Source organism: Cytobacillus sp. EB106-05-05-XG126, from assembly GCF_058791715.1.
On record NZ_JBYTDU010000001.1, the window covers coordinates 1,937,664 to 1,961,970 of the forward strand.

22 protein-coding genes are annotated in these 24,307 nt (G+C 41.3%); 3 read left to right on the top strand and 19 right to left on the bottom strand.

The annotated features are described in order from the left end of the window. Positions 1-91: 91 nt before the first annotated feature. The 8 genes from opp4C to AC3WTL_RS09655 form a co-directional block, all read right to left on the bottom strand. Complete coding sequence (opp4C, locus tag AC3WTL_RS09620; protein WP_035327219.1) at positions 92-1,012, bottom strand: oligopeptide ABC transporter permease; 921 nt, start codon at positions 1,010-1,012, stop codon at positions 92-94. 12 nt (positions 1,013-1,024) lie between these two features. Then, on the bottom strand, positions 1,025-1,990 hold the full coding sequence (opp4B, locus tag AC3WTL_RS09625; protein ID WP_048010963.1) for an oligopeptide ABC transporter permease: 966 nt from the start codon (positions 1,988-1,990) through the stop codon (positions 1,025-1,027). Between the two features lie 97 nt (positions 1,991-2,087). Beyond that, positions 2,088-3,818: an oligopeptide ABC transporter substrate-binding protein gene (gene opp4A / locus AC3WTL_RS09630; RefSeq protein ID WP_048010964.1), complete on the bottom strand. Its 1,731-nt coding sequence runs from the start codon at positions 3,816-3,818 to the stop codon at positions 2,088-2,090. A 35-nt stretch (positions 3,819-3,853) separates the two neighbouring features. Continuing rightward, on the bottom strand, positions 3,854-4,870 hold the full coding sequence (locus AC3WTL_RS09635) for a dipeptide ABC transporter ATP-binding protein (protein WP_248346689.1): 1,017 nt from the start codon (positions 4,868-4,870) through the stop codon (positions 3,854-3,856). Continuing rightward, the gene (locus AC3WTL_RS09640) at positions 4,870-5,895 is read right to left on the bottom strand and encodes an ABC transporter ATP-binding protein (protein WP_048010966.1); all 1,026 of its coding nucleotides are present in this window, start codon (positions 5,893-5,895) and stop codon (positions 4,870-4,872) included. Before AC3WTL_RS09640 ends, AC3WTL_RS09635 begins: the two co-directional genes overlap by 1 nt. 147 nt (positions 5,896-6,042) lie before the next feature. Further along, positions 6,043-6,708, bottom strand: coding sequence for a DUF2268 domain-containing putative Zn-dependent protease (locus tag AC3WTL_RS09645; protein ID WP_261391110.1), 666 nt, complete (start codon positions 6,706-6,708; stop codon positions 6,043-6,045). A 238-nt stretch (positions 6,709-6,946) separates the two neighbouring features. Next, on the bottom strand, positions 6,947-8,185 hold the full coding sequence (gene fabF / locus AC3WTL_RS09650) for a beta-ketoacyl-ACP synthase II (protein ID WP_222497374.1): 1,239 nt from the start codon (positions 8,183-8,185) through the stop codon (positions 6,947-6,949). 46 nt (positions 8,186-8,231) lie between these two features. Next, complete coding sequence (locus tag AC3WTL_RS09655; RefSeq protein ID WP_222497376.1) at positions 8,232-9,164, bottom strand: beta-ketoacyl-ACP synthase III; 933 nt, start codon at positions 9,162-9,164, stop codon at positions 8,232-8,234. Positions 9,165-9,379: 215 nt separating this feature from the next. Here AC3WTL_RS09655 and AC3WTL_RS09660 point away from each other — a divergent pair, with 215 nt between their 5' ends. Further along, a complete protein-coding gene (locus tag AC3WTL_RS09660) occupies positions 9,380-9,766 on the top strand; it encodes a hypothetical protein (protein ID WP_492369312.1) in 387 nt (128 codons plus the stop codon). 55 nt (positions 9,767-9,821) lie between these two features. Here AC3WTL_RS09660 and AC3WTL_RS09665 read toward each other — a convergent pair whose 3' ends face one another. The 4 genes from AC3WTL_RS09665 to AC3WTL_RS09680 all read right to left on the bottom strand — a co-directional run bounded on the left by AC3WTL_RS09665 (position 9,822) and on the right by AC3WTL_RS09680 (position 12,751). Then, entirely contained in the window at positions 9,822-10,010 is a 189-nt protein-coding gene (locus AC3WTL_RS09665; RefSeq protein ID WP_197245493.1) for a ComZ family protein, read from the bottom strand. Between the two features lie 29 nt (positions 10,011-10,039). After that, entirely contained in the window at positions 10,040-10,996 is a 957-nt protein-coding gene (locus AC3WTL_RS09670; RefSeq protein ID WP_048010972.1) for a BMP family ABC transporter substrate-binding protein, read from the bottom strand. Positions 10,997-11,105: 109 nt separating this feature from the next. After that, on the bottom strand, positions 11,106-11,933 hold the full coding sequence (locus AC3WTL_RS09675) for a hypothetical protein (protein ID WP_492369313.1): 828 nt from the start codon (positions 11,931-11,933) through the stop codon (positions 11,106-11,108). 80 nt (positions 11,934-12,013) lie between these two features. Further along, positions 12,014-12,751 (bottom strand): alpha/beta fold hydrolase, encoded by a 738-nt coding sequence (locus tag AC3WTL_RS09680; RefSeq protein WP_248346682.1) that lies wholly within the window; start codon positions 12,749-12,751, stop codon positions 12,014-12,016. A 181-nt stretch (positions 12,752-12,932) separates the two neighbouring features. On the opposite strand from AC3WTL_RS09680, the gene AC3WTL_RS09685 reads away from it, so the two are divergent. Then, positions 12,933-13,124, top strand: a complete 192-nt coding sequence (locus AC3WTL_RS09685) for a DUF2929 family protein (RefSeq protein ID WP_048010975.1) — start codon at positions 12,933-12,935, stop codon at positions 13,122-13,124. A gap of 69 nt (positions 13,125-13,193) precedes the next feature. On the opposite strand, the gene clpB is transcribed toward AC3WTL_RS09685, so the two are convergent. After that, the gene (gene clpB / locus AC3WTL_RS09690) at positions 13,194-15,791 is read right to left on the bottom strand and encodes an ATP-dependent chaperone ClpB (protein ID WP_222497382.1); all 2,598 of its coding nucleotides are present in this window, start codon (positions 15,789-15,791) and stop codon (positions 13,194-13,196) included. Between the two features lie 151 nt (positions 15,792-15,942). Then, on the bottom strand, positions 15,943-16,122 hold the full coding sequence (locus tag AC3WTL_RS09695) for a YjzC family protein (protein WP_048010977.1): 180 nt from the start codon (positions 16,120-16,122) through the stop codon (positions 15,943-15,945). Between the two features lie 171 nt (positions 16,123-16,293). On the opposite strand from AC3WTL_RS09695, the gene AC3WTL_RS09700 reads away from it, so the two are divergent. Next, positions 16,294-17,106 (top strand): undecaprenyl-diphosphate phosphatase, encoded by an 813-nt coding sequence (locus AC3WTL_RS09700; protein ID WP_396021329.1) that lies wholly within the window; start codon positions 16,294-16,296, stop codon positions 17,104-17,106. 36 nt (positions 17,107-17,142) lie between these two features. Here the strand turns inward: AC3WTL_RS09700 and argF are convergent, their stop codons facing one another. The 5 genes from argF to argB form a co-directional block, all read right to left on the bottom strand. Beyond that, positions 17,143-18,099, bottom strand: coding sequence for an ornithine carbamoyltransferase (gene argF / locus AC3WTL_RS09705; protein ID WP_197214638.1), 957 nt, complete (start codon positions 18,097-18,099; stop codon positions 17,143-17,145). Further along, positions 18,096-21,221, bottom strand: a complete 3,126-nt coding sequence (gene carB / locus AC3WTL_RS09710) for a carbamoyl-phosphate synthase (glutamine-hydrolyzing) large subunit (RefSeq protein ID WP_492369314.1) — start codon at positions 21,219-21,221, stop codon at positions 18,096-18,098. The genes argF and carB overlap by 4 nt, the downstream gene beginning before the upstream one ends. Beyond that, positions 21,214-22,293, bottom strand: coding sequence for a carbamoyl phosphate synthase small subunit (locus tag AC3WTL_RS09715; protein ID WP_492369315.1), 1,080 nt, complete (start codon positions 22,291-22,293; stop codon positions 21,214-21,216). Before AC3WTL_RS09715 ends, carB begins: the two co-directional genes overlap by 8 nt. Before the next feature lie 77 nt (positions 22,294-22,370). Beyond that, entirely contained in the window at positions 22,371-23,528 is a 1,158-nt protein-coding gene (gene argD, locus AC3WTL_RS09720; protein WP_492369316.1) for an acetylornithine transaminase, read from the bottom strand. Then, on the bottom strand, positions 23,525-24,298 hold the full coding sequence (gene argB, locus AC3WTL_RS09725; RefSeq protein ID WP_252221287.1) for an acetylglutamate kinase: 774 nt from the start codon (positions 24,296-24,298) through the stop codon (positions 23,525-23,527). Before argB ends, argD begins: the two co-directional genes overlap by 4 nt. Positions 24,299-24,307: the final 9 nt, after the last annotated feature.

Sequence of the window (24,307 nt, forward strand, 5' to 3'; positions counted from 1 at the left end):
TTTACATGTATATGAAGGCATTTGTTTAGATATGTACAAGCTATAGGCCACAAGACAGCAAAAAAACGCCTTATTAGAGGCGTTTTTTTTGCTATCTGTTGGATTTAGGGTTGAAGGCATCTTTCAAGCCTTCCCCTATGAAGTTGATTGATAGGATTGTAAACGTCAGAATCGCAGCAGGCGGAATCCAAATCCACCATTTACTTGTTAAAACATCAGGACTTCTTGCTTCCTGAAGCATGTTCCCCCAGGTTGGAATGTTGATTGGTACACCAAATCCGAGGAAGCTTAGGCCTGTCTCAGCTACAATCATCGCTGCAAGAGTAATGGTTGCCTGAACAATAATGGTTGACATGACGTTCGGCAGCAAGTGTTTAAAAATGGTTTTTGGTGCAGAGCATCCAATGGATACAGCACTCATAATATACTCATTTTCCTTCTCAGCCATGACCTTGCTTCGCACCAGACGTGCCGTTCCTGTCCAGCTTAGTACACTTATTACAAATATGAGGGTTCCTGTACTTGATTCGATAAAAATGGATTTCAATACGATAACAAACAGCAGGAATGGAAAGTTCATCATAAAGTCTGTAAATCTCATCAGGGCATTATCGACCCAGCCGCCAAAGTATCCGGCAGTAGCACCAACTAGAGTACCAATGGTAATAACAGCCAGCGTGATAGAGAATGCAAGCAAGAGTGATGTCTTGCCGCCGTGAAGAGTTCTGGCAAAAACGTCCCGGCCAGACTTGTCAGTGCCGAAGTAATGGTCAGCAGATGGTTCTTTGCTCATTTGTGTTAAATTAATCTTAGCTGTCTCCTCAACCGGCATAGTCAGCGGCTCAGCTAATATGGACATTACACAGACCAGCAGCAGGAAAACAAGACTGATCATTGCTGCTTTATTGCGCAAAAACTTGCGGCGGGCGAGAGCCCATGGTGATTGACTCTTCGGCGGTTTAACAGGCTCTGCTAAACCAGGCGAAGTTTGCTGTGAAATTGATGGTTCCATACTCTCACCTACCTAACTTAAACGAATACGCGGATCTACTAATCCATATAGTAAATCTGCAACTAAATTTCCAATTAGTGTTAAAATAGTCAGCATCATGGCAATAGCCATCATGACTGAATAATCACGTGAATTAACTGATTCTACGAATAAATAACCGATGCCAGGGTATGTGAAAATGGTTTCTGTGATAATTGCCCCTCCAAATAGGTTGGCAATATCGAATCCAAGTAAAGTAACAATAGGTATGATTGAGTTTCTTAGAATGTGCTTATTATAAATCGCAGATTCTTTCGTACCTTTAGCTCTTGCTGTACGAACATAATCTTTGCGAGAGCTTTCGATCATATCATTTCTCAAGAACTGTGTATAAGCGGCTGTAGCCATGGCTCCAAGTACTATAGCCGGCAAGACTGTATGTTTGGCTTTACTTAAGTAATATTCCAGTGTCCCTGCTTCTACCCCGCTGCCGATACTTCCACTGGCTGGAACCCATCCAAGATTGATGGCAAAAACATAAATGGCAACTAAAGCTGCAACAAAGCTTGGAATTGCAAGTGCTAGATAGTTAAACGCTGATATTAAATAATCTCCAATGCTATAGGCAAACCGCCCAGAGTATCTTCCCATTAAAAAGGCTAAGAAATAAGTAATTAATAGAGCTGATATTCCTAAAATAATCGTGTTCGGCAAACGGTCACCAATTAATTCCATAACCGGGCGCTTATGAACAAATGAATCTCCAAAATCCCCTTGTACCACACCACTCATCCAGCGGACATACTGCACAGGAATAGGATCGTTCAATCCCATCTGCTCACGCATTTCTTCAATATATTCCGGATCTGAGTTTAATGGGTCAATTTTTCCAGATAGTGCATCACCAGGCATAAGCTTTGCCAGGGTGAAAACCACTACCGAGATAAGGAAAATTATGGGAATCATACCTATGAGTCGTCGAATTGTGTACTGTAGCATTTCCATTCCCCTTACCAAACAAAAATTTATTCGCTGGTTAAACTTGTATTCCTTGGAGGAGCAACTCCCCCAAGGAATACAGGTTCCTATTATTCTGTTACTCTACAATGTGCCACTTGTGGAACTCATCTGTTCCAAATGGTGTTACTTTAACTCCGCCAACACGCTTGTTGATCGCCCATGGATCTACACGCTGCTCGAAGAAGATGATAGGCAATTCTTCATTAACTAGCTTTTGCCATTCATTATAGACTTCCTGACGGTGTTCAGTAACATCTTTACTTGCATCTTCAGGGAATGCAACACCCTTCTTAATTAGCTCATCAGACTTTTCATTGTACCATCTCCACATGTTCCACTTATCAGTAGATAACCAGATTCCAGCTGGATCTGGATCATTTGCAAGTCCCCATGCACCCATGAATGTTTCAACAGATGGATCATCTGCTTCGATAGTGTCATAGAAAAGGTTGAAATCTTTTAATGAACCGCCGTTAAGCTTTGCGTTTAAGCCAACTTCCTGCCAGGATTGCAGGATGAATTGAGCACGTGCCTCTGAAGTTTCAGCGCCTGCCATTGCATCAAAGTTAATTGTGAATGGCTTTCCTTCTGGATCTTCACGGAAGCCGTCGCCGTCTTTGTCCACATAACCTGCTTCGTCAAGTAATTTCTTTGCTTTTTCAGGATCATACTCATATGGATTGATTTCTGAATCATCAATCTTAGCCCATGATACTGAAGGGAAAGGAGTGTTTAATGGTTTTCCTAAGCCGTTTGCAAAACCATCGATAAATGCCTGACGGTCAATGGCATGTGCCATTGCATGGCGAAGGGATTTGTTCTGGAACTTCTTATTATCAGATACTACTACACCTTTTTTAGTGTCATAGTGCCCCCAGTCAAAAGCAATATAGCTGTAAGACATAGCATCTGCTTCTACAGGATTTACATTATCAAGAGCTTTAATAGCTTCCCACTGATCTTTTGGAGCTTCAATAACATCAATTTCTCCGTTTTGTACCAAACCTTGCGCAAGAGAACCATCAATGATTTTGTAAACTACGCCATCCAATTTGGCTGGTCCCTGCCAGTAATCATCAAAACGCTCAAATTCGATCATTTCGCCAGGTACGATGTTTTTCACTTTAAAAGGACCTACACCGATTGGAGCTTTACGAATTTGATCGGCATCCGGAAGCTCTTTAGAAGAAATATCTCCGTAGTAGTGCTTTGGCTCAGGATAAATCCAAATATTTTCCAACAAGTTAACAGAAGGCTCAGTTACTGTTACCTCAATTGTATAATCGTCTACTACCTTGATACCTTCAATTTTGTCAGCTTTACCATCTTTATATTCTTGAGCACCTTTGATCATTGCTACGTTAGCAAAACGAGCACCTTCATAAGTTGGATCTGCAATTAAATACCAAGCAAATTCCATATCTTCCGCTGTTAATTCTTCACCATCATGCCATTTAACACCTTGCTTAAGCTTGAAGGTTAATTTAGTATTGTCTTCAGATAACTCATAGTCTGCCAAGTTCGGTTCAGAAATAAGCTCATCATTTACTTTGAGCAATCCTTCATGCATAAATTGAAGGGCATTTGCATCATCTTCACCTTCATAATAAGCAAAAGATAAAACGCCTTTAAATGGCTGTGTGTAACCGAATGTTACTGTGCCGCCTTCTTTTACTTCTCCAGATGCTTTCCCATCATCTTTTGGTTCCTTTTCAGTGTTCGCTTTTTCTCCGCCGCCAGAACATGCTGCAAGGAATACAGACATGACAAGCAGAAGCGAAAGCAGCCAAAATGCTGATTTCTTCATTGTTTTCCCCCCGAAAAATATTTTTTGACAAAGCCTTATTTATATAAGTGACAAGCGACTCTATGCCCAGGCTTCACCTCCTTTAATTGCGGTTTTACACTCTGGCATTCCGGCATTGCATGTGCGCAGCGCGGATGGAATGTACATCCTTTCGGAGGATCAATCGGGCTTGGTACATCACCCTCTAATATGATTCTTTCTTTTTTCTTGCGCGGATCCGGTTCAGGAATCGCGGAGATCAGAGCCTGAGTATATGGATGCATAGGCTCTGCATAGAGGCTGTCCTTTTCAGCAACTTCAACAAGGCCTCCCAGATACATAACCCCTATCCGGTCACTCATATGTTTAACAACACTCAAATCATGGGCAATAAATAAGAAAGTAAGATCAAATTCATCCTGCAGCTCTTTTAAAAGATTCAATACCTGTGATTGGACTGAAACGTCAAGTGCTGAAACAGGCTCATCCGCAATTATCAGCTTAGGCCTTAAAGCCAGGGCTCTTGCGATTCCGATACGCTGTCTTTGCCCGCCGGAAAACTCATGCGGATATTTATAGTAGGCATCTTCAGGCAGCCCAACTTTCGCAAGAAGATCCATTACTTCCGGCTTCAGTTCCTTTTCGGATTTGCTGTTGTAATTTCTGATTGGCTCCGACACAAGGTGTCCGACCATCATCGTAGGATTTAATGAAGCATATGGGTCCTGGAAGACCATCTGGAAGTCCTGGCGGATTTTCCTCAGGCTGGTTCCTCTTACATTTGTGATATCCTGTCCGTCAAAGATGATTTGCCCCTCAGTCGGTTCCAGAAGTCTGAGTATTGTCCTGCCTGCTGTTGATTTTCCACAGCCTGATTCTCCAACCAGGCCTAATGTCTCCCCTTTTTTAATTTCAAAGGAAACATCATCGACAGCCTTAACGACAGCTACAGTCCTTCTAAGGATTCCGCCTTTTATCGGGTAATATGTTTTTAGGTTTTTAACCTCTAATAGCACTTCATTGCTGCTTTTATCCTTTTTTAGAACAGCTGTATTATTATGTTCTGTACTCATTATGCGTTCACCTCTTGTTTCGGCTGGCTTGTCTCGTAAAGCAGGCAGGCAACCTCATGTCCTTCTTCATTTTCTGCCAATTGAGGTGTAACTGTCAGGCATTCTGGCATTGCCTTAGGGCAGCGTGCCGCAAATTTGCAGCCTGTTTTAGGCATATTTTTTAATGAAGGTACAATTCCTTTTATTGTGCTTAGCTTTTCCACTTCTTCATCCATTTTCGGAATGGCCCCCATCAGGAGCTGAGTGTATGGATGCTTTGGATTGTGAAATAAAGAATCTACATCTGTCCGCTCTGCTATTTTCCCTGCATACATAACAATTACTTCATCGCACATCTCAGCCACTACACCAAGATCATGAGTAATCAGAATGACGGACATATCATTGACTTCCTGGATTTCTTTTAAAAGCTCAAGAATTTGGGCTTGTACAGTCACATCCAGGGCAGTAGTCGGCTCATCAGCGATCAGCAGCTTCGGCTGGCAGGCAATGGCTATGGCAATCATGACCCTTTGCCTCATACCTCCTGAAAGCTGATGCGGATATTCATCTACAATTTTTTCAGGTCTTGAAATTCCTACACTTTTTAGAAGTGCAATACTTTTAAGCCGTGCTTCTTTTTTGGAGATCTTCATATGATTGAATAATACTTCCTGCAGCTGGAACCCGATCGAGAAGACAGGATTTAATGAAGTCATAGGTTCCTGGAATATCATCGCGATATCTTTTCCCCTGATCTTATTAATCTCTGAATCTGTCATGTTCTCCAAATGTACACCGTCAAAGAGAATTTCACCGTTTCGGATCTTGCCAATGCCTTTAGGCAGGAGTTTCATAACAGAGAGGCTCATTACAGATTTTCCACACCCGGACTCTCCCACTATTCCAACTATTTGCCGGGGTTTCACTCGGAAAGAAACATTATCAACTGCGTTATAGTATGTACCATCTATGGAAAAAGCCGTTTCTAGATTTTTCACCTCTAGTAAAGGTGCGTCTTTATGCTGACGGGGATTTGCGCTCATAGGACACCTCTTACATTTTTAATTATTCTGTCAATTCATTCTATTTGTCTAAAATATTATTACAAACTTATTACAATTGCAAGATTTTTTTAAAATTTATTAAAATTCATTTTTCTATATTAAAAAAAAAGCCCACATTTTAGGACTTTAAAGCGAATGTGAATCCAGTTTATATAAAGTTTGATCTACAAAATATTCGGACGGCATACTAAAAGAAGTTTTTGTAGAAAAACTTTTTTTCTCTTTGAATTCCTTTACAATTTCGTAGCCGGCAGCATAACCAAGTAATAGAGGATAGGGTCTCTCACCATATAATATCTTTTGATGGAGCCTATCATTCTTTTTTAATTTCAGGTTCGGTTTAATCAATTTATCCCAAAAATTCCTGATCTCCTCTTTCGAATACCGGGTGCACCAGGATCCTCTGAACTTCTTTCCACAGTGTATTTCTACTGAATGTTCGGCAAGCCCTTCCAGTATAATGGAATCTAGCAGCGTAAATTCTTCAAGCTTTTTTTTCTGCGAGTTAATTCTGCAGACATGGTGATATTCATGCACAAATAATGCCTCTAGTTCAGCTTCTTCTATTTCAGAAGGAAGAAACAGAAAGAGCATATTTGCAAAGGATACACCTGATTTCCCAGAATGCCGCGAAAAAAGTCCGCCTCCACCAGACGGGAAAATGTAAACATTAATGTCAGGTCCCGCCCACATCCTCCTATATTTTAAGTGAATGTTTTTTGCCAGATCCCACACTTTCTTTTCTTTTAACTCCTTGAAAATATTCCTGCTGAACCGGTCAGGTGTATACATGCCGAAGCCTGTTAGGTACTCGTATATTTTTCGGGGATTATCATCATTGAAGGGTTCGGTAAGCTTTTCACATATTTTAAGGGGTTCTTTAAAACCTTCCTCTAGCCATAAATCTGTTCTAACTATCCCATTTCTGCACCTCCTTATACTCGATAATATGTAGGTATAAGGATTTGGTTAATCAAAAAAGCTGATTCAAAGGAGGTTTGACTTCCCTTAAATCAGCTTTGTTTATTTCTTATTCATATCTTTTAAAAACAATGGTTGCATTGTGGCCGCCAAAGCCCAGTGAATTGCTCATTGCAGCTGTTATTTCTTTTTCCCTGGCCTTATTTGGAACATAATCCAAATCACATTCAGGATCCGGACTTTCTAGATTAATGGTTGGCGGCAGGATTCCTTCCTTCATTGCCAGAACTGTGAAAATGGCTTCAATTCCGCCTGCAGCTCCCAGAAGGTGACCTGTCATTGATTTAGTCGAGCTTACTGCCAAATTATAGGCATGCTCTCCGAACACCTCTTTGATTGCCAACGTTTCAAACTTGTCATTATAATCGGTACTTGTGCCATGAGCATTAATATAATCGATATCATCCGGCTTTAAGCCGCCATCTTCGATTGCCATTTTCATAGCTCTTGCTCCGCCTTCTCCTCCTGGAGCAGGTGCAGTGATATGATAGGCATCCCCTGTAGCACCATAGCCCACTATTTCTGCATAAATTTTGGCGCCGCGGGCAAGTGCATGCTCAAGTTCTTCAAGTACTACAATTCCAGCACCCTCTCCAATAACAAACCCGTCACGATTTTGATCAAATGGACGGCTGGCCGTTTTTGGATCCGGATTGGTTGAAAGCGCGGTGTTTGCACAAAATCCGGCTACAGACATTTTTGTTATTGGTGCTTCTGCCCCGCCTGAAATCATCGCATCGGCATCGCCGCGCTGAATAACCTTGAAGGCATCTCCGATTGAGTTTGTACCAGTGGCACATGCAGTCACTGTACATGAGTTAAACCCTTTTGCCCCCAGGTAGATCGAGACTTGGCCAGTTGCCATGTCCGGAATCATCATTGGCACGAAGAATGGGCTGACTCTTCTGTATCCACGTTTCATAAATATTTCATATTGATTTTCAAATGTTTCCATTCCGCCGATGCCTGAACCAATCCAAACACCGATGCGATGAGCATTTTCATCTGTAATCTGAAGGTTTGCATCTCTAACAGCCATCATGGATGAAGCAACAGCGTAATGTGTGAAGCGGTCCATTTTTCGGGCATCTTTTTTATCAAAAAAATCTTCCGGATTGAAATCCTTTACCTCAGCAGCTACTTTAGCCGGGTACTCATCTGCATTTAATCTAGTCAGCGGCCCAACCCCTGAAACACCTGACTTAATATTATTCCATGTCGTTTCTGTATTATTTCCAAGCGGTGTTACAGCCCCAATGCCTGTAACAACAACCCTTCTTTTATTCATAAGATTGCAGCTCCTTTTATATTATCATCATATTTAAATGAGGTTCTTATCTTCCCCATCTTATCGCAATGGCTCCCCAGGTTAGTCCTCCCCCGAAGCCGACCATCACAAGCAAATCATCATCTTTAATTTTTCCAGCTTCCAGCTCTTCCACCAATGCAATCGGAATAGATGCAGCAGAAGTATTTCCGTATTTATCCACTGTTTTGGACATCTTTTCAGCAGGAAGTTCCAATCTTTGACGGGAAGCTTCCATGATGCGGATATTAGCCTGGTGAGGGATTAAAAAATCCACGTCTTCTTTGGATAATCCAGCTTTCTCAAGTACGTTGATGCAGCTTTCACCCATTTGACGGACTGCAAATTTGAACACTTCACGCCCGTTCATGATGATATATTCGTCCTGGTATAGATGTTTTGCGCCCGTTCCATCTGCTCCTAATTCAAATGATAATATTCCCCGGCCATCCGAGACTTGCCCAATTACAGCTGCACCTGCTCCGTCTCCAAATAAAACGGCAGTATTACGGTCATTCCAGTCTGTAATTTTTGAAAGCTTTTCTACTCCTACTACTAAAACATTTTTATATGTCCCAGTTTCAATAAATTGTTTTGCCGTTATGATACCATACATGAATCCTGCACATGCAGCACTAACATCCATTGCCGCCGCCTTGCTAGCTTTTAGCCTCTCCTGGAGCATGCAGGCAACAGATGGAAAGGGGTTATCCGGTGTAACCGTTGCAACTAAAATCAGATCTAACTCCTCTGCTTCAATGCCTGCATTATCCAATGCCTTTAATGCCGACTCATATGCCATATCTGATGTATCTATGCTGTCATCCGCAATTCTTCTCTCTTCAATTCCAGTTCTGGTCCGGATCCATTCGTCAGAAGTATCAACTATTTTCTCCAAATCAGCATTTGTTACCACTTTTTCAGGAAGATATCTTCCGATTCCTATAATTCCAGCATTCATGGAGCCCCACTCCCTTTCATATTTACAAACCCATAAGTATTCTCTATTTAAATATTATTATCAATTATTATGACTTGGTACTAATTTTATCAAAAGTTTATACAATAACGCAACACTTTTTACCTTCCCGTACTTTTACTCCACAAATGTCTATACCCGGTCAACTTTTCTTCATATGCTGATAATATAGGCATCTGGAAGGAGGGAACTGGCATATGCTTAACAAGGATGAAAAAGACAGGGGAAATACAGAAGACCCTTTAACCCATTTTTTATTTGGAGATAGAGTCAGAAACCATAAGCCAGCTGAAGGGAAAATTGAATTTCACAGCAGTGCTGAAGAATTTCAGGGGAAAGACGAATGGCTTTTCGGAGGCAGAAGCAGAAATGCTCATGAAGCTGACGACTGGCTCTTAGGGGGAAAAAGGAGAGAAACTACTGAAAGAGAGAGTTCCGGCAAAGAAAATGAAAACAATATCCTGAACAACATAAACGTAGAGGAACTCATGGGCAACATTGATACGCTGATGTCTTCAGCTCATCATTTAAAGCCGTTGCTGAAAAAAGCGGGTCCTTTACTGGAGATGTTTTGGAAGAAGTAGGGGCAGAGTTTCCCCCAAAACAACAAAAACCAGCCCAAAAGGCTGGTTTCCCAAATTATTCACTCTCATTCAAAGCATCCGTTTTGCCCATTTCATAGGCTTCGTTCATGACTTTGGTGAATAGGTTCATGAATGGCTGGATCATTTCCATAGATAGTTCGATGCCAGCTTCGTCAAGCTGCTGTTTGGCTTCTGGCAAGTATTTCATTGCGATTTGCATGAATTCCATGTTTTTTTCGTTCATCTTGCAGTACCTCCTATGTATGGTAATTACTATTCAGGCAATTTGCCTGTTTTTTTGTAATTCTCAATGACTGCGTTTAGTTCTTTTTTGAATTCTTCGTCAACGTCAGGGCTGAATTTCCCAAGTGAAATCACTTCATCCTCGAAATCGAAGGATAGATTTCCTGATTCAAGCTCGCCTTCGTTATATTTTTCTGCCACTAGTTCATATAAAACATCTACATGCTGAATTGTACTGGTCAGGACGACTGATTCACCCAAATCGGACTGATCGGAAATATATCCGATGGCGTAGAGCCCTTCTTCTTTCAGCTTTTCGATAACAGGAACATTATACCCATCTCCGGCCGGATATACAACATCTGTCTTATTGGCAATAAGTTTGTCCAAAAGAGCGATGGCTTTGTTATCATTGTCCCAGTTGCCGACATATTGGATCTGCACGTTTACATTATCATTGATATAGTTTGCACCTTCATAAAAACCTTCTACTTCCGGCTGCCATTCAAAAGCAGCCAGTATTCCTACATTATTCGTTTTCGTCATATGTCCTGCAACCATGCCTCCGAAGAAACCCATGGCATATGCTTCAAAGTTCAAACTGGTGGTGTTTTCATTTTGGGCGTCACCATTAAAGCTGACAAAGTGAATGTCAGGATATTTTTTTGAGATGTTATTAAAGTATGCAGCGTATTCATTGCCATGTCCAAAGATCAGGTTTACACCTTTTTGGTCAAACTCTTTAACTGCTCTTTCAACAACCATCTCTGAATTCATTCCTTCTTTATAATAAACCTCAATATCATAATGGGATTGAATCTTTAGCATGCCTTTATAGCCTTTGGTCCCCCATACTTGGTCATTGACAGTATCGGGCACTAATAATCCAGCTTTCTCAAGTTTTCCTGCAGACATCGGCTGTCTGCAGGAGGCCAATAAAAGAAGGCACAAAAGAAGGATCCCTAATTTCTTTAATGTCTTATGCATCTTCTTTTTCTCCGCCTCTCTGTCTTTCGCTTCCTGCTACCGGTTTAATTTACCAGACTAATTCAATTCTACCTTTTCTTTATCTCAAATGGAAAGATTTTTTTCCAATTTACCAGTCATCCGGGTTTCCTAATGAAATGAAATGTCTTCTTTGTTTTTCGAGACCATCGGAGAATTTTACTGAACACTGAATCGTTCTTTCAGTTACTTTCCCTATTGCCAAATCGGGACATTTCCAATTTTCATTATAGTCAAAGGAAAGATAGTCAGCGCATTTTCGCCAGTGCCCGGTGATACTGCTTTTTAAAAGATAGGACTCATCGAATGGCCTATCTGCATAACTTGATAAGAAATTGATGAAATCATCAATATAGATAGCATCATGTATCCATTCTCTTTCACTTATCATTACTCTTTCTTTCGCAATAGATTGATGAAAACTAAATTCCTTAGGCTGCCAGGGGCCATAAATAACAGGCAGATAAAAGGATGAAACTGAAATATTGTTTTCTTTAAGAATTTTAATAGCATCTTCCAGCCGGCTGTGTGTTCTGCTGATGTCTTTAAGCCACTGTATGGGGAGCAAAAATGCAATTTTCACTTGAAGGCTCTGGAATATAGACAGGTTTTCCAAAAGAAATCCTTCAATAAGCTCCTTCTCCCTTAAAGCGGCAAGCTTATTCCTAATATACAAGTCGTATATATCTATAAAAATCATGTCATTTTTTAGTATTTTTCCCGATTTAATCCATGCAAAATATTTTTTTTCATTGAAATTGGCATTCCGTCCGATCGTCAGACGTTTTTCGTGAATTAAAGCGTCATCTTTTTCTTTGTCGAAATGAATTCCATCTATCTCGCAGCCCTGTTCCAGAAGATGCTTGCACAGGCTGAAACCTATAAATTCAAATGTCCCTAAAATGACTGCCCTGTCCATCTTCACCCCTCCTTGAAAGCATATTAATGTATACTATGCTCAAAGGATTGTCTTTATTTCTTTGCGGAATTTAAGCAGATTTACAGGACTTTTTCATATTTTCTAAAGAAGCTTGTCATTTGAGAAGAAATTCGCTGTTTTTTATCTGGGAGGATATAAAACACTGAGATAGGGCTATTTTCATTTTCCCATTGTATGGATCGTTTCTTTAAATAATCCGATTGCTTGTAAGCTCTTCCGCCGGCCAGAACCTGAATGATTCTGACGGGGACTTTAAGGCCGGATGTGAGGTTTTTTTCATGTTTGCTCAGCTGTTCTGCTATGTTATCCTTTTCTATTTCATAGGAAGCTGCCAGTTCTTTTAATAGTTTCTTATAAAAGAACTTATGCTCTTTTTCCTGGTCGAGATGATGCTTTAGTGAAAGAATAGGATTTATTAATACGGCTGAACGGATTAAATCACTCATTTCATGCAGCAGCCTAAGGGCAACCAATGCTCCCATGCCCTCAGCAATAATATGGATCTTTTCGTTTATAATTTCTGTACGCATGATATGTTCATACAAGTACTTAGCCTTCTCAACAGCCCGATCGCTTCCCCAGTGCCTTCCGTATAAATTTGAATAAAAGATCGTATAGCCATCTTGTCTTAGTTTCTTAATTAATGAATATTTCCCTTCATTCTGAGTCCAAAAACTGCAGTTTCTATCAACAAAGTGCCGATCATCCCCAATTATCAGAATACCGAAACCACTTGGTTTATCTGGGTAATGAATCATGCACCATTCTGTATCCAGCTGGAAGTTCCGGCTTTCCATAGTAAAACTCCTTTGCAAGTTTGTTCATAATATAATGTATGTAAATAAACTTAAAATGAAAGGGAGATTAGCCTAGTTTTAGACAAGTTCATCAATGGGCTGAAAAGAGAAAAAATAAATTTATTTCTTTAATGGCTTATGCTAATATGAAAAGGGATTAATTATGTTAGAGGTGAAATAGATGAGATTCTTTTGGACATTCTTCTGGACTTTCCTTCTTGTTCAAATGTTAACGTACGTAGTTTCCTCAATGCTTGGAGCGCCATACGATTTTGTAACCGGCACCATTCTGGCGGTTGGGACAACTGTTTTAATTTTTGTTGTCGCTTCCATCATTCCTGAAGGTCCTGTTGAGAAAGAAGGAATTCATTAATCTGCAGCTTTTGCAGGAAATGAAAAGAGTCATCCTGTTAATTCAGGATGATTCTTTTCATTTGTGGCTTTATTTTACCAGCAGTTCAATTCTGCCGTTTTCTGCTGATATAATAACTTCACTTTGATCTTTAATTTCTCCTGCGATTATTTTGCGGGCGAGTGCTGTTTCTACGTTCCTTTGGATAAACCGTTTGAGCGGCCTGGCGCCGTATACAGGATCAAATCCGTTTTCTGCAATATATTCTCTCGCATCATCATTTATACTTAACTTAATATGCTGATCTGATAATCTTGCTTGAAGCTGAGTAATTAATTTTAATACAATACCCTTTATTTCATTGAGAGCTAAAGGCTTAAACAAGATAATTTCGTCCACTCTGTTTAAAAACTCAGGACGGAAATGGCTCCTCAGCTGTCCAAGTACTTTGTCTCTGGTCTCTTCAGTTATGTCTGCCTCATTGGCAGAGCGTTCCAGAAGAAAGTGGGAGCCGATATTGGAAGTCATAATGATAACCGTATTTTTAAAATCAACCGTGCGGCCCTGTGAGTCAGTGATCCTTCCATCATCAAGCATCTGCAGGAGGATATTAAATACTTCTGGATGAGCCTTCTCAATTTCATCAAGCAGGATTACTGAGTATGGCTTCCTTCTGACAGCTTCTGTCAGCTGACCGCCTTCCTCATAACCTACATACCCCGGAGGAGCACCAATCAATCTTGATACAGCATGTTTTTCCATATATTCGGACATATCAATTCTGATTATTTGTTCCTCACTATCAAACAGTGACTGTGCAAGTGCCTTAGCCAATTCTGTTTTTCCCACTCCGGTTGGACCCAGGAAGAGGAAAGAGCCAATCGGGCGGTTCGGATCTTTAATGCCTGCTCTTGCTCTTAGGACAGCATCTGACACAAGCTGCACCGCTTCGTCCTGTCCAATCACTCTTTCGTGAAGGATATTTTCAAGGCGAAGAAGCTTGTCACGTTCACCTTCAACAAGTTTAACCACGGGAATACCTGTCCACTTTGCCACAATGCCAGCAATCTCTTCTTCTGTGACTTCCTCTCTCAGCAGCCGGTCCCCTTGATTCTCATTAACTGCTTTTTCAAGCTCTTTCAATTCTTTCTCCAAAGCCGGGATTCTTCCATGGCGAAGTTCTGCTGCTTTATTCAAGTCATAATTATTTTCGGCCTCCTCAAGTTCACGGCGCATTATCTCAAGCTGCTCCCGCTTTTCCTGGACTTTTTGGATTCCTTCTTTTTCAAGCTGCCATTTAGCTTTCATGCTATTTGCCTGATCCTTTAGTTCAGCCAGTTCTTTTTGCAGGTCTCCGAGTCTCTGTTTGCTTGCTTCATCACTTTCTTTTCTTAGTGCCGCTTCTTCTATTTCCAGCTGCATGACCCTTCTTGTGACTTCATCCAGCTCAGATGGCATTGAATCAATTTCCGTCCTGATCATAGCACAGGCTTCGTCAACCAAGTCAATCGCCTTATCAGGGAGGAAACGGTCTGTAATATACCTGTCTGATAAGGTTGCGGCAGCCACTAAAGCACGATCGTGGATGTTGACTCCATGATGTATTTCAAAGCGCTCCTTCAGCCCTCTTAGAATAGAGATTGTATCCTCTACATCCGGTTCCTGCACCAATACCTGCTGAAAACGCCGTTCCAGCGCAGGATCTTTTTCGATATATTTGCGGTGCTCCTCAAGTGTGGTAGCTCCTATACAGTGCAATTCTCCCCTTGCAAGCATAGGTTTCAGCATATTCCCTGCATCCATGGCTCCTTCTGTTTTGCCCGCACCTACAATCGTGTGAAGTTCGTCAATAAAGAGAAGAATTCTGCCTTCGCTTTTCTTAACTTCATTTAAAACTGCTTTCAGTCTTTCCTCAAATTCACCCCGGAATTTGGCTCCCGCAATTAAAGCGCTCATATCAAGGGCAAAAATGGTTTTATCCTTAAGGCCTTCAGGCACATCTTTACGGACAATTCTCTGTGCCAAACCTTCGACTATAGCGGTTTTCCCAACCCCAGGTTCGCCTATTAAAACCGGATTATTTTTGGTTTTCCTTGAAAGGATGCGAATGACATTCCTGATCTCGCTATCCCGGCCAATTACAGGATCAACTTTTCCCTTCTTTACCTCTGAGACAAGATCCCTTCCATACTTTTTTAATGCCTCATATGTTGATTCAGGATTTTGCGATGTCACTCTCTGATTCCCCCTAACTTCTTTAATCGCCTGCTCCACTTGCTTATTACTAATACCGTATGATTTTATAATTGCTGCCGTTTCGGTTTCCGTTGCTGCAGCAGCCAGCAATACATGCTCCACTGACATGAAATCGTCCTGAAAAGTCTTCATATAATTTTCTGCTTCGGCCAGCAGCCTCTGCAGTTTACCGGTAATATACAGCTTCCCTTGTTCTGTTCCTGAACCGGATACTTGCGGTTTTTTTCTAAGTGCTTCCTGCATTTTATTAGAAAAAGAATCCGCTTGAATATGCACTTTTGACAGGATTAATGACACAAGGCTGTTTTCCTGTTCCAGTAAAGCCAGGAATAAATGGGCTTCATCCACCTCCTGATGCTGTTCGCGAATAGCTATTGTCTGTGCATTCAATAACCCTTCCTGAAGCCGCTCTGTCATCCGATTTACATCCATTATGCAACCTCCTTTTGACCTTTTTTGACCTTTAGTTTTTATTATAAGTCAATCTTTTCATATGTAAAGTTTTCAGCTTTTTCCATATCTAAAAAGCCATCCGTTATTGGGATGGCTCCATTTCCTATTTCCCCTATTTACATTTAATTAATCAGGGCTTTCTTTTATATGTCCAAATCCGGTTATGATTGGATGTTTCCGGAAATTGGTCTCCAGCTCTCATTTTAAGCATTTGCGGATTATTGACGTTGCTTCCCGTTTCGCCAATTTCTATATAAATTCCATTATTAGGCGCTTTCTGGCCAGGCTTAAATTGTCTGTTTTGCCCCATCCAAATACCTCCTTTAATCGTAAATCACTTATTATTATTTCCACTCTTGCATCTCTCATAAGGGAAACTATTGGCATTCCCCAAAAGCAATGAACAGGATATTACTTTACTCTGCCGTCCTTTTTATTGTTAAATGGGGAGGTGTGAGATTTCAATATGGAGGATTTAAATGTGACTGATTTTCTGGCATTGCTTAAATACTTGTTTTTAGGTTTGTTTCAGGGATTTACAGAGCCTATTCCCATTTCATCGAGCGGGCACCTGGAAATTGCGCAGCACTTTTTCGATCTGGACATTACAGGTCTTAGCTTTGCCCTTCTTGTAAATACAGCCTCTTTATTAGCAGTTCTGCTTATATACAAAGAGGATATTATAAGACTGATTCGAAATGGACTTGCATACGCTGCAACCAAGGATAAACAGGCTGAATCAGACTTCCGGTTTATCATTTACTTGATTATCGGTACCATCCCTGCCGGTGTTGTTGGCATTTTGTTTGAGGATTTTATTGATGATCATCTTGCCAATATTAAGACAGTAGGGATTACTCTTATCGTAACTGGACTTGCCCTGTGGCTGATCCGGAATTTACGAGGACGGAAAAATGATGCTGAATTATCTTATAAGGACGCAATCATTGTAGGTCTTGCACAGGCAGTTGCCCTGATACCGGGAATCAGCCGTTCAGGTGCTACCATTGTCGCCGCTATGGGACTTGGGATGAAACAGGAAACAGCCTTAAGGTTTTCTTTCCTTTTATATATCCCCGTAAGTGCAGGCGGAATGATATTGGGTTTCAACGACATTTTAACAGATCCCAATTTATCTGAATTGGCTTTGCCCTATACTATAGCCTTTTTTGCCTCACTGATTGCATCTTACTTTTCCCTGAAATGGTTCATGAATATTATGGCTAAAGGGAACCTGAAGTATTTTGCGATTTATTGTTTTATTGTTGGGCCGCTTGTTTATTTCCTATCTTAATGAAAAAGCCTTCTCTGCGATGAGAAGGCTTTTCCATTATAATATCTCTGAAAGAATGGCTTTTTGAACATGAAGTCTGTTCCCAGCCTGCTGAAACACAGCGGAATTGTTTCCATCAATGATCTCTGCTGTAACTTCCTCACCGCGATGGGCAGGCAGACAATGCAAAAAGACGTAATCATTTTTGGCTTTTTGGACAAGATATTGATTAACCTGATATTCAGCAAAGTCTTTGAGCCTCTTGTCATTCTCTGCTTCCTGGCCCATGCTCGTCCAGACATCCGTATAGATGGCATCGGCATTAGCAGCGGCTTCTTCAGGATCCGATGTGACGATTACCTTTGAACCGGTTTGTTCGGCAAACTCTTGTGATTGCTGGAGAACAGATTGATCCGGTTCATATCCTGCAGGACAGGCAATCGTGATATTTACCCCCATCTTGGCAGAAGCAATCATTAATGAATGGGCCACATTATTGCCATCGCCTATATATGCCAGGTTTTGGCCTTTTAACTCCCCATTTTTCTCTTCGATTGTTAGAAGATCTGCAAGAGCCTGGCATGGATGATAAAGATCTGTCAGGCCGTTAATAACCGGGATGTCCGCATGATAAGCAAGTTCCTGGATCTTCTCATGGGAGAACGTGCGGATCATAATCGCATCAACATACTGGGAAAGCACTTTAGCTGTATCCGCAATGCTTTCTCCTCTTCCGAGCTGCAGGTCCTGGCTGTTTAGATATAAGGCATGGCCCCCAAGCTGAAGCATCCCTGCTTCAAAGGAAACCCTTGTACGCGTAGATGACTTTTCAAAAATCATGCCAAGAATTTTCCCTTTTAGGAAAGATGTTTCTGCCCCCTGCAGATAAGCTTCCTTTAATTGCTTTGCTTTTTCCAAAAGCCCCTTTATTTCGTCTCCTGAAAAGTCTGCAAGTGTTAGAAAGTCCTTCCCTTTAATATTTAAGCTCTTATCCGCTGCCTGAATTGAAATCATATGACGCCCACTTCCTTTTCTGCCTCATTATTTTTTATACCCTGCCAATCTTCAATGGATTTAACATCCAATTCGCCTGCCGTCATTGATTTTAATAATGCAATAAGCGTTTCCTTCTCACTGAAAGTCAAAATTCGGTTTTTGGTTCCCATTTCTCTCATTTTTTTATCTTCTTCACTCATTCCGGGATTATATAAAGCAAAGGTTTCCTGGGAATTCCAGTCCATATTGTCTTGAGACAGGAAAACAGGCACAGCTTTCGCCTGATTAATATAATGTGTTAATTCGTCTGTTTTTGGAGAATTTGCTATTACCACACATTTACCCTTAACACCATTTAAACCAGCGTGGAAAGACTTTCTGACAGCTTCCTCATAATTGGGTGCCAGTGAAATGCCCTCACCTGTTGATTTCATTTCAGGACCTACTTTGCTGTCCAAACCCTTTAAAGCATAATTCGAGAAGACCGGGAATTTTACACATACAAACGGGAGTATCGAATCAGCTGGAATTTCATCTTTCGACAAATTATATTTCCCAAGCAATATTTTTGTCGCAATCTCTACCAGCTGCACACCTGTGACCTTGCTGATAATAGGCACCGTTCTGCTTGCACGGGGGTTAATTTCAAGAATATATACCTCTTCACCATTCACGATATATTGAATATTCATAAGTCCTTTATAATTGAGCTTTTGCACAATCGCTTTTGCATAGGCCAGCATTTTATTCTGGACTTTCTCTGAGAGATTTTGCGGCGGGAGAACGGACATGCTGTCCCCTGAGTGCACTCCGGTTTTTTCAATATGCTCCATAATTGCCGGTGCACAGATATAATTTCCGTCTGCTGCCAGATCAAGTTCCGCTTCTAAAGCATGCACGAATTGATCAATTAAAATTGGATAAGGGACATCACCTTTCGTTAAATAACTCTCCAGCTCAGATGATGAAGAAATACGTTCCATTCCTCTGCCGCCTATAACATAGGATGGGCGTACAAGAATGGGGTATCCAATGTTTTCAGCTGCTTCTTTTAGCTCTGCTTCTGAGTGGACAACATCTCCTTTTATCCTCGGGATATTTAAATCATCCAATAGCTGATAAAAAAGCTTCCGGTCCTCTAATGCATCAATTGTATTTGAGTCAGTTCCAAGCAGGGTAACGCCATAAGCTTCAAGATCAGATGCCAGATTCAGAGCTGTCTGCCCGCCAAGCTGCACAATGACTTCTGAAACTCCTTCTGCTTCAATCACATTCAGGATATCCTCAAGGATTAACGGTTCAAAATAAAGCCTGTCAGCGGTTGTATAATCCGTACTTACCGTTTCAGGGTTGTTATTTATCATGATCGTCTCAATGCCTTCATCTTTCAGCGCAAACACTCCCTGAACAGAGCAATAGTCAAATTCAATGCCCTGGCCAATCCTGATGGGGCCGCTTCCGATAATCAGGACTTTCCTCTTATCACTCTTCACCTGTTCATTTTCACCAAAATAACTGGAGTAATAATAATTAGATTGTGCTTCAAATTCAGCTGCGCATGTGTCGACCATTTTATAGGCCGGAAGAATGCCAGCCTCTTTCCGTTTGTCCCTGACTGCTTTCTCCGTTACATCCCATTCGAATGCAAGAAATTTATCACTGAAGCCCTTTTCCTTAAAAAGCTGCAGATCTTCTTTTGTTGCTCCATCAAGTGTTAAGGAAGAAATGTGTTTTTCCAGTTCCACCATTTCACTGAGTATGTGGAGATAGAAATAATCAATTTTTGTGATAGAGTGTAATGCTTCTAATGAGTGATTTCTCCGCAGCAATTCAATCACGGTAAAAAATCTTTCGTCAGTCTGCTTTAATAGCAGTTCCTCCAGTTCATCTGCTGATTTAGCAGATAAGACTGGTGATATTAAATCCATTCCCTTCACTTCAAGTGAATGGATTGCTTTTAAAAGAGCCCGTTCCAGATTCCGGTCAATACCCATTACCTCTCCGGTGGCTTTCATTTGTGTTCCGAGCTTGCGGTCTGCTGAAGGAAATTTATCAAAAGGCCATTTTGGAAATTTAACAATGACATAATCCAGAGCTGGTTCAAAGCTTGCGAATGTGTCTCCTGTTACAGGGTTGATAATCTCTGATAAGTTATACCCGACTGCAAGTTTTGCAGCCATTCTGGCAATTGGATAGCCTGTTGCTTTGGAAGCAAGGGCAGATGACCTGCTGACTCTGGGATTTACTTCAATCAAGTAATAATTCCTGCTATGCGGATCCAGGGCGAATTGAATGTTGCATCCGCCAATAATGCCAAGCTCTGAAATGATCTTAATTGATGCTGATCTCAGCATCTGATACTCATCATCTGTTAAGGTTTGTGAAGGTGCGACAACAATTGAGTCACCGGTATGAACCCCCACAGGATCAATATTTTCCATATTGCAAATCGTGATGCACGTATTCTGGGAATCCCGCATGACCTCGTATTCTACTTCCTTAAATCCTGCTATGCTTTTTTCAACCAGGCATTGGCTGATCGCACTCTCTTTTAAGCCGCCCTGCACCAAAGTCGTCAGTTCATCGAAATCTCCTGCTATGCCTCCGCCTGTTCCGCCAAGAGTATAAGCTGGACGGACGATAATAGGAAATCCAATTTCGCGGGCAAATTGGATGGCTTCTTCCACTTCATGGACAATGATGCTTTCAGGAACAGGTTCGTTAAGCTCATGCATCAGCTTACGAAAAGCTTCCCGGTCTTCACCTTTCTTTATGGATTCAATACTGCTTCCCAAAAGCTTCACTCCATAACGTTCAAGCACACCTGATTCACTAAGTTGAAAAGCAAGATTCAACCCTGTCTGGCCTCCAAGTGTGGCAAGCAGGCCATCGGGACATTCTTTTTTTATAATTTTCTCAAGGCTGTCAGCTGTCATCGGCTCGAAATAGACTTTGTCTGCAAAAGCTTTGTCAGACATGATGGTAGCCGGATTGTTATTCACAAGGATAACCTTATATCCTTCTTCCTTTAATGCTGCGCAGGCCTGTGTTCCTGCATAATCAAATTCTGCTGCCTGCCCGATGACAATCGGGCCTGAGCCAATTACTAATATGGATTGGATGCTGGTGTCTTTAGGCATAAGCGAAAACTCTCCTATTCTCCTCTTGAATCATGTTCATAAACTCATCAAAAATATAATCACCATCCGCCGGCCCCGGATGGGCTTCCGGATGGAATTGCACCGTATGAATTGGCAGGACCTTATGCATCAGTCCCTCAATTGACTGGTCATGAAGGTTTACATAGCGGGTTTTAAACCCTGTATCTTTTAAGCTTTCTTCATCAACCACATAGCTATGATTTTGTGATGACATAAAGACTGTGCCCTTTTTCATGTCCGCAATCGGGTGGTTGGCACCCCTATGGCCAAAGGACAGTTTCTTTGTATTGCCTCCAAATGCTAATGCTGCCAGCTGATGGCCAAGGCAAATTCCCAATGATGGATACAGCTTAAGCACCTTTTTTATTTCCGGGAGTATGCTTTTTAATTCTTTTGGATCTCCAGGCCCGTTTGAAAGCACCACACCGTCTGGATTTAGTTTTTTTATCTGTTCAAAGTTTGTATTATATGGAACAGATGTAACCTTGCACGCTCTTTTCAGCAAAGAATCCACAATTGATTTTTTAGCGCCAAAATCCATGACAACTATATGAATGTTGCCCTCTCCAAAGCACTCCATAGCTTGTGAAGATACTTTACAAACTTTTTCATCCTTTGGTAGCAGCAAGCCGTCAGCTGCCGTTTCCGAAGAAGACATTTTTGCCGGCATGCTGCCTTCTGAACGGATTTTCTTCACAATGGATCGGGTGTCCATATGCCCTAATAAGGGAATATTCCATTTCTGAAGGTATTCCTGAAGCGAATAAGCCGATTTGTAATGCGAAGGATTTCGGCTTCCTTCATATACAATAACCCCGGCCACATGAGGTTTCTTGCTCTCAAAATCAGACTCATTTATTCCGTAATTTCCGATTAAAGGATACGTAAATACAATGATTTGGTCCTTATAAGAAGGATCTGTCAATACTTCCTGGTAGCCTGTCATTCCTGTAAAAAAAACGATTTCCCCTTCTATTTCCTTTTCAGGCTGATCCGTCAGCCATTGGCCCTTATAGGAATGGCCGCTATTTAAGTGAAGGTATCCTTCCATTATCAACACCTCGAAGCAATCTGTATATTTATATAACTTTGTTAATTTTTATTCATTTATTTGAAAAATAATACAGCTTACACAGCTGATTTTGAAAATTCCTTTATTATGGATTGAAGAATTTGTACCGCTTCATCTATTTCAGATCTGGATGCTGTCAAAGGAGGCAGCAGCCTCAAAACATTTTCCCCTGCAGGCAATGCCAGCAAGCCCTTGTCTCTTAATTTCTTTAACAAAGATGGAAGGGGGATATCTGATTCAATACCGACCATCAAACCAAGATAGCGAATCTCTTTAACAGCTGAAATCTGTTCAAGCGATTCTGCCAATTTTTCAGCAAGATACTCACTCATTTCCTGAACGTCCTGCAAAAAATCATCATTAAATATTGTCTTCATTGTAGCAATAGCTGCAGCAATGCTGATCGGGTTCCCGCCAAATGTTGATCCATGGCTTCCTGGTCCAAACACCCCTTCTAATGCTTTTCTTCCAATTACAGCGCCTATTGGCATTCCGCTTCCCAGGCCTTTAGCTGCGGTTACGATATCGGGAGCAAGGTCAAAATGCTGAAATCCAAAGGCTTTCCCCGTCCTGCCAATGCCGGTCTGAATTTCATCTACTATCAGCAGCGCACCGTATTCTTTGCAAAGCTTCTCTGTTTCTGCAAGAAACTCCTGATTGCCAATGTGAATCCCGCCTTCACCCTGGACAATTTCCAGCATTACAGCGGCTGTTTCCAAATCCATCTCATCCTTTAATGCATTAATATCATTAAAAGGAACATATTTAAACTTTTCCAGCATGGAACCATAGCCACTTTTTATTTTATCCTGGCCTGTTGCAGCCATAGTGGCGAAGGTCCTCCCGTGGAAGGATTGCTGAAAAGTAATGATTTTTTCCCGTCCGGAGGCTTTTCTGGCAAGTTTGATCGCTGCTTCATTTGCTTCTGCTCCACTGTTGGCAAAGAATACAAGGTCCATGCCCGCGGCTTCAGAGAGAGCTTTTGCTGCATTTTCCTGCTGATCCTGTATGAACAAATTGGAAACATGCCAGAATTTATTCAGCTGTTCGTTAATAGATTTTTGGACAGCTGCTGGACGGTGACCCAGATTGCAGACTCCGATTCCTGAGGTGAAATCCAAATAGCGCTTTCCGCTTTTATCAAAAAGATAACTTCCTTCTGCTTTTTCCGGCTCGACTTCCCACCGGGCATATGTTGGAAATAGGTTACTCAAGTTAAGACCTCCTTCTTGGCAGATACGTTCGTCCCGATCCATATGCCATCCTCATAAAACTTTTCTTTACCTGATACAATCATTACGCTATTTAGTCCTTTGCTGATTAGGCTCAAGGCAGAGGTAACTTTTGGAATCATTCCGCCAGTAATTTTTTTATCGTTTATATGCTGCTCAATTTCATCCGCATCAAGCTGGGGGGCGAGATTACCGTCAATGAAAATTCCTTTTACATCCGTTACAAAGATGCAATGTTCAGCTTTAAGGGCATTGGCAACAGCTGCCGCAGCATAGTCGGCATTGATATTCAGTTTCTTGCCGCCTTCTGAAGCTGCAATAGGAGTAATGACAGGGACCAGGTCTTCGTTAAATAACATTTTCAGTACTGACTGATTAACAGACGTTATTTCTCCAACCAGTCCAAGCTCATCCTGATTGATGCATTCTGCCTTTAGTAATCCTGCATCACTGCCATTTACGCCAAAACTTCTCAATCCATGCAGTTCGATCATTGAGGTAAGTTTGCGGTTTGATTGTCCTGCCAAGACCATCTCTGCTACCTCCAGAACTGCCGGAGTCGTCTTTCTTAGCCCATTGACAAATTCATGAGGGATATTATAAAGTTCCAGCATGCTGTTAATTGCCGGACCGCCTCCATGAACAAAAACAATCTGGTATCCTTCATTCTTTAACACTAAAAGACTATCAAAAAAGTCATCTCCCAGTTCTTCCATAACACTGCCGCCGCATTTAATGACTATACTTTTCAAATAGCTTCC

Coding starts and splice junctions, on each gene's coding strand:
- opp4C (WP_035327219.1), bottom strand. CDS start 1,012: ATGGAACCATCAATTTCACAGCAAACTTCGCCTGGTTTAGCAGAGCCT.
- opp4B (WP_048010963.1), bottom strand. CDS start 1,990: ATGCTACAGTACACAATTCGACGACTCATAGGTATGATTCCCATAATT.
- opp4A (WP_048010964.1), bottom strand. CDS start 3,818: ATGAAGAAATCAGCATTTTGGCTGCTTTCGCTTCTGCTTGTCATGTCT.
- AC3WTL_RS09635 (WP_248346689.1), bottom strand. CDS start 4,870: ATGAGTACAGAACATAATAATACAGCTGTTCTAAAAAAGGATAAAAGC.
- AC3WTL_RS09640 (WP_048010966.1), bottom strand. CDS start 5,895: ATGAGCGCAAATCCCCGTCAGCATAAAGACGCACCTTTACTAGAGGTG.
- AC3WTL_RS09645 (WP_261391110.1), bottom strand. CDS start 6,708: ATGTATACACCTGACCGGTTCAGCAGGAATATTTTCAAGGAGTTAAAA.
- fabF (WP_222497374.1), bottom strand. CDS start 8,185: ATGAATAAAAGAAGGGTTGTTGTTACAGGCATTGGGGCTGTAACACCG.
- AC3WTL_RS09655 (WP_222497376.1), bottom strand. CDS start 9,164: ATGAATGCTGGAATTATAGGAATCGGAAGATATCTTCCTGAAAAAGTG.
- AC3WTL_RS09660 (WP_492369312.1), top strand. CDS start 9,380: ATGCTTAACAAGGATGAAAAAGACAGGGGAAATACAGAAGACCCTTTA.
- AC3WTL_RS09665 (WP_197245493.1), bottom strand. CDS start 10,010: ATGAACGAAAAAAACATGGAATTCATGCAAATCGCAATGAAATACTTG.
- AC3WTL_RS09670 (WP_048010972.1), bottom strand. CDS start 10,996: ATGCATAAGACATTAAAGAAATTAGGGATCCTTCTTTTGTGCCTTCTT.
- AC3WTL_RS09675 (WP_492369313.1), bottom strand. CDS start 11,933: ATGGACAGGGCAGTCATTTTAGGGACATTTGAATTTATAGGTTTCAGC.
- AC3WTL_RS09680 (WP_248346682.1), bottom strand. CDS start 12,751: ATGGAAAGCCGGAACTTCCAGCTGGATACAGAATGGTGCATGATTCAT.
- AC3WTL_RS09685 (WP_048010975.1), top strand. CDS start 12,933: ATGAGATTCTTTTGGACATTCTTCTGGACTTTCCTTCTTGTTCAAATG.
- clpB (WP_222497382.1), bottom strand. CDS start 15,791: ATGGATGTAAATCGGATGACAGAGCGGCTTCAGGAAGGGTTATTGAAT.
- AC3WTL_RS09695 (WP_048010977.1), bottom strand. CDS start 16,122: ATGGGGCAAAACAGACAATTTAAGCCTGGCCAGAAAGCGCCTAATAAT.
- argF (WP_197214638.1), bottom strand. CDS start 18,099: ATGATTTCAATTCAGGCAGCGGATAAGAGCTTAAATATTAAAGGGAAG.
- carB (WP_492369314.1), bottom strand. CDS start 21,221: ATGCCTAAAGACACCAGCATCCAATCCATATTAGTAATTGGCTCAGGC.
- AC3WTL_RS09715 (WP_492369315.1), bottom strand. CDS start 22,293: ATGGAAGGATACCTTCACTTAAATAGCGGCCATTCCTATAAGGGCCAA.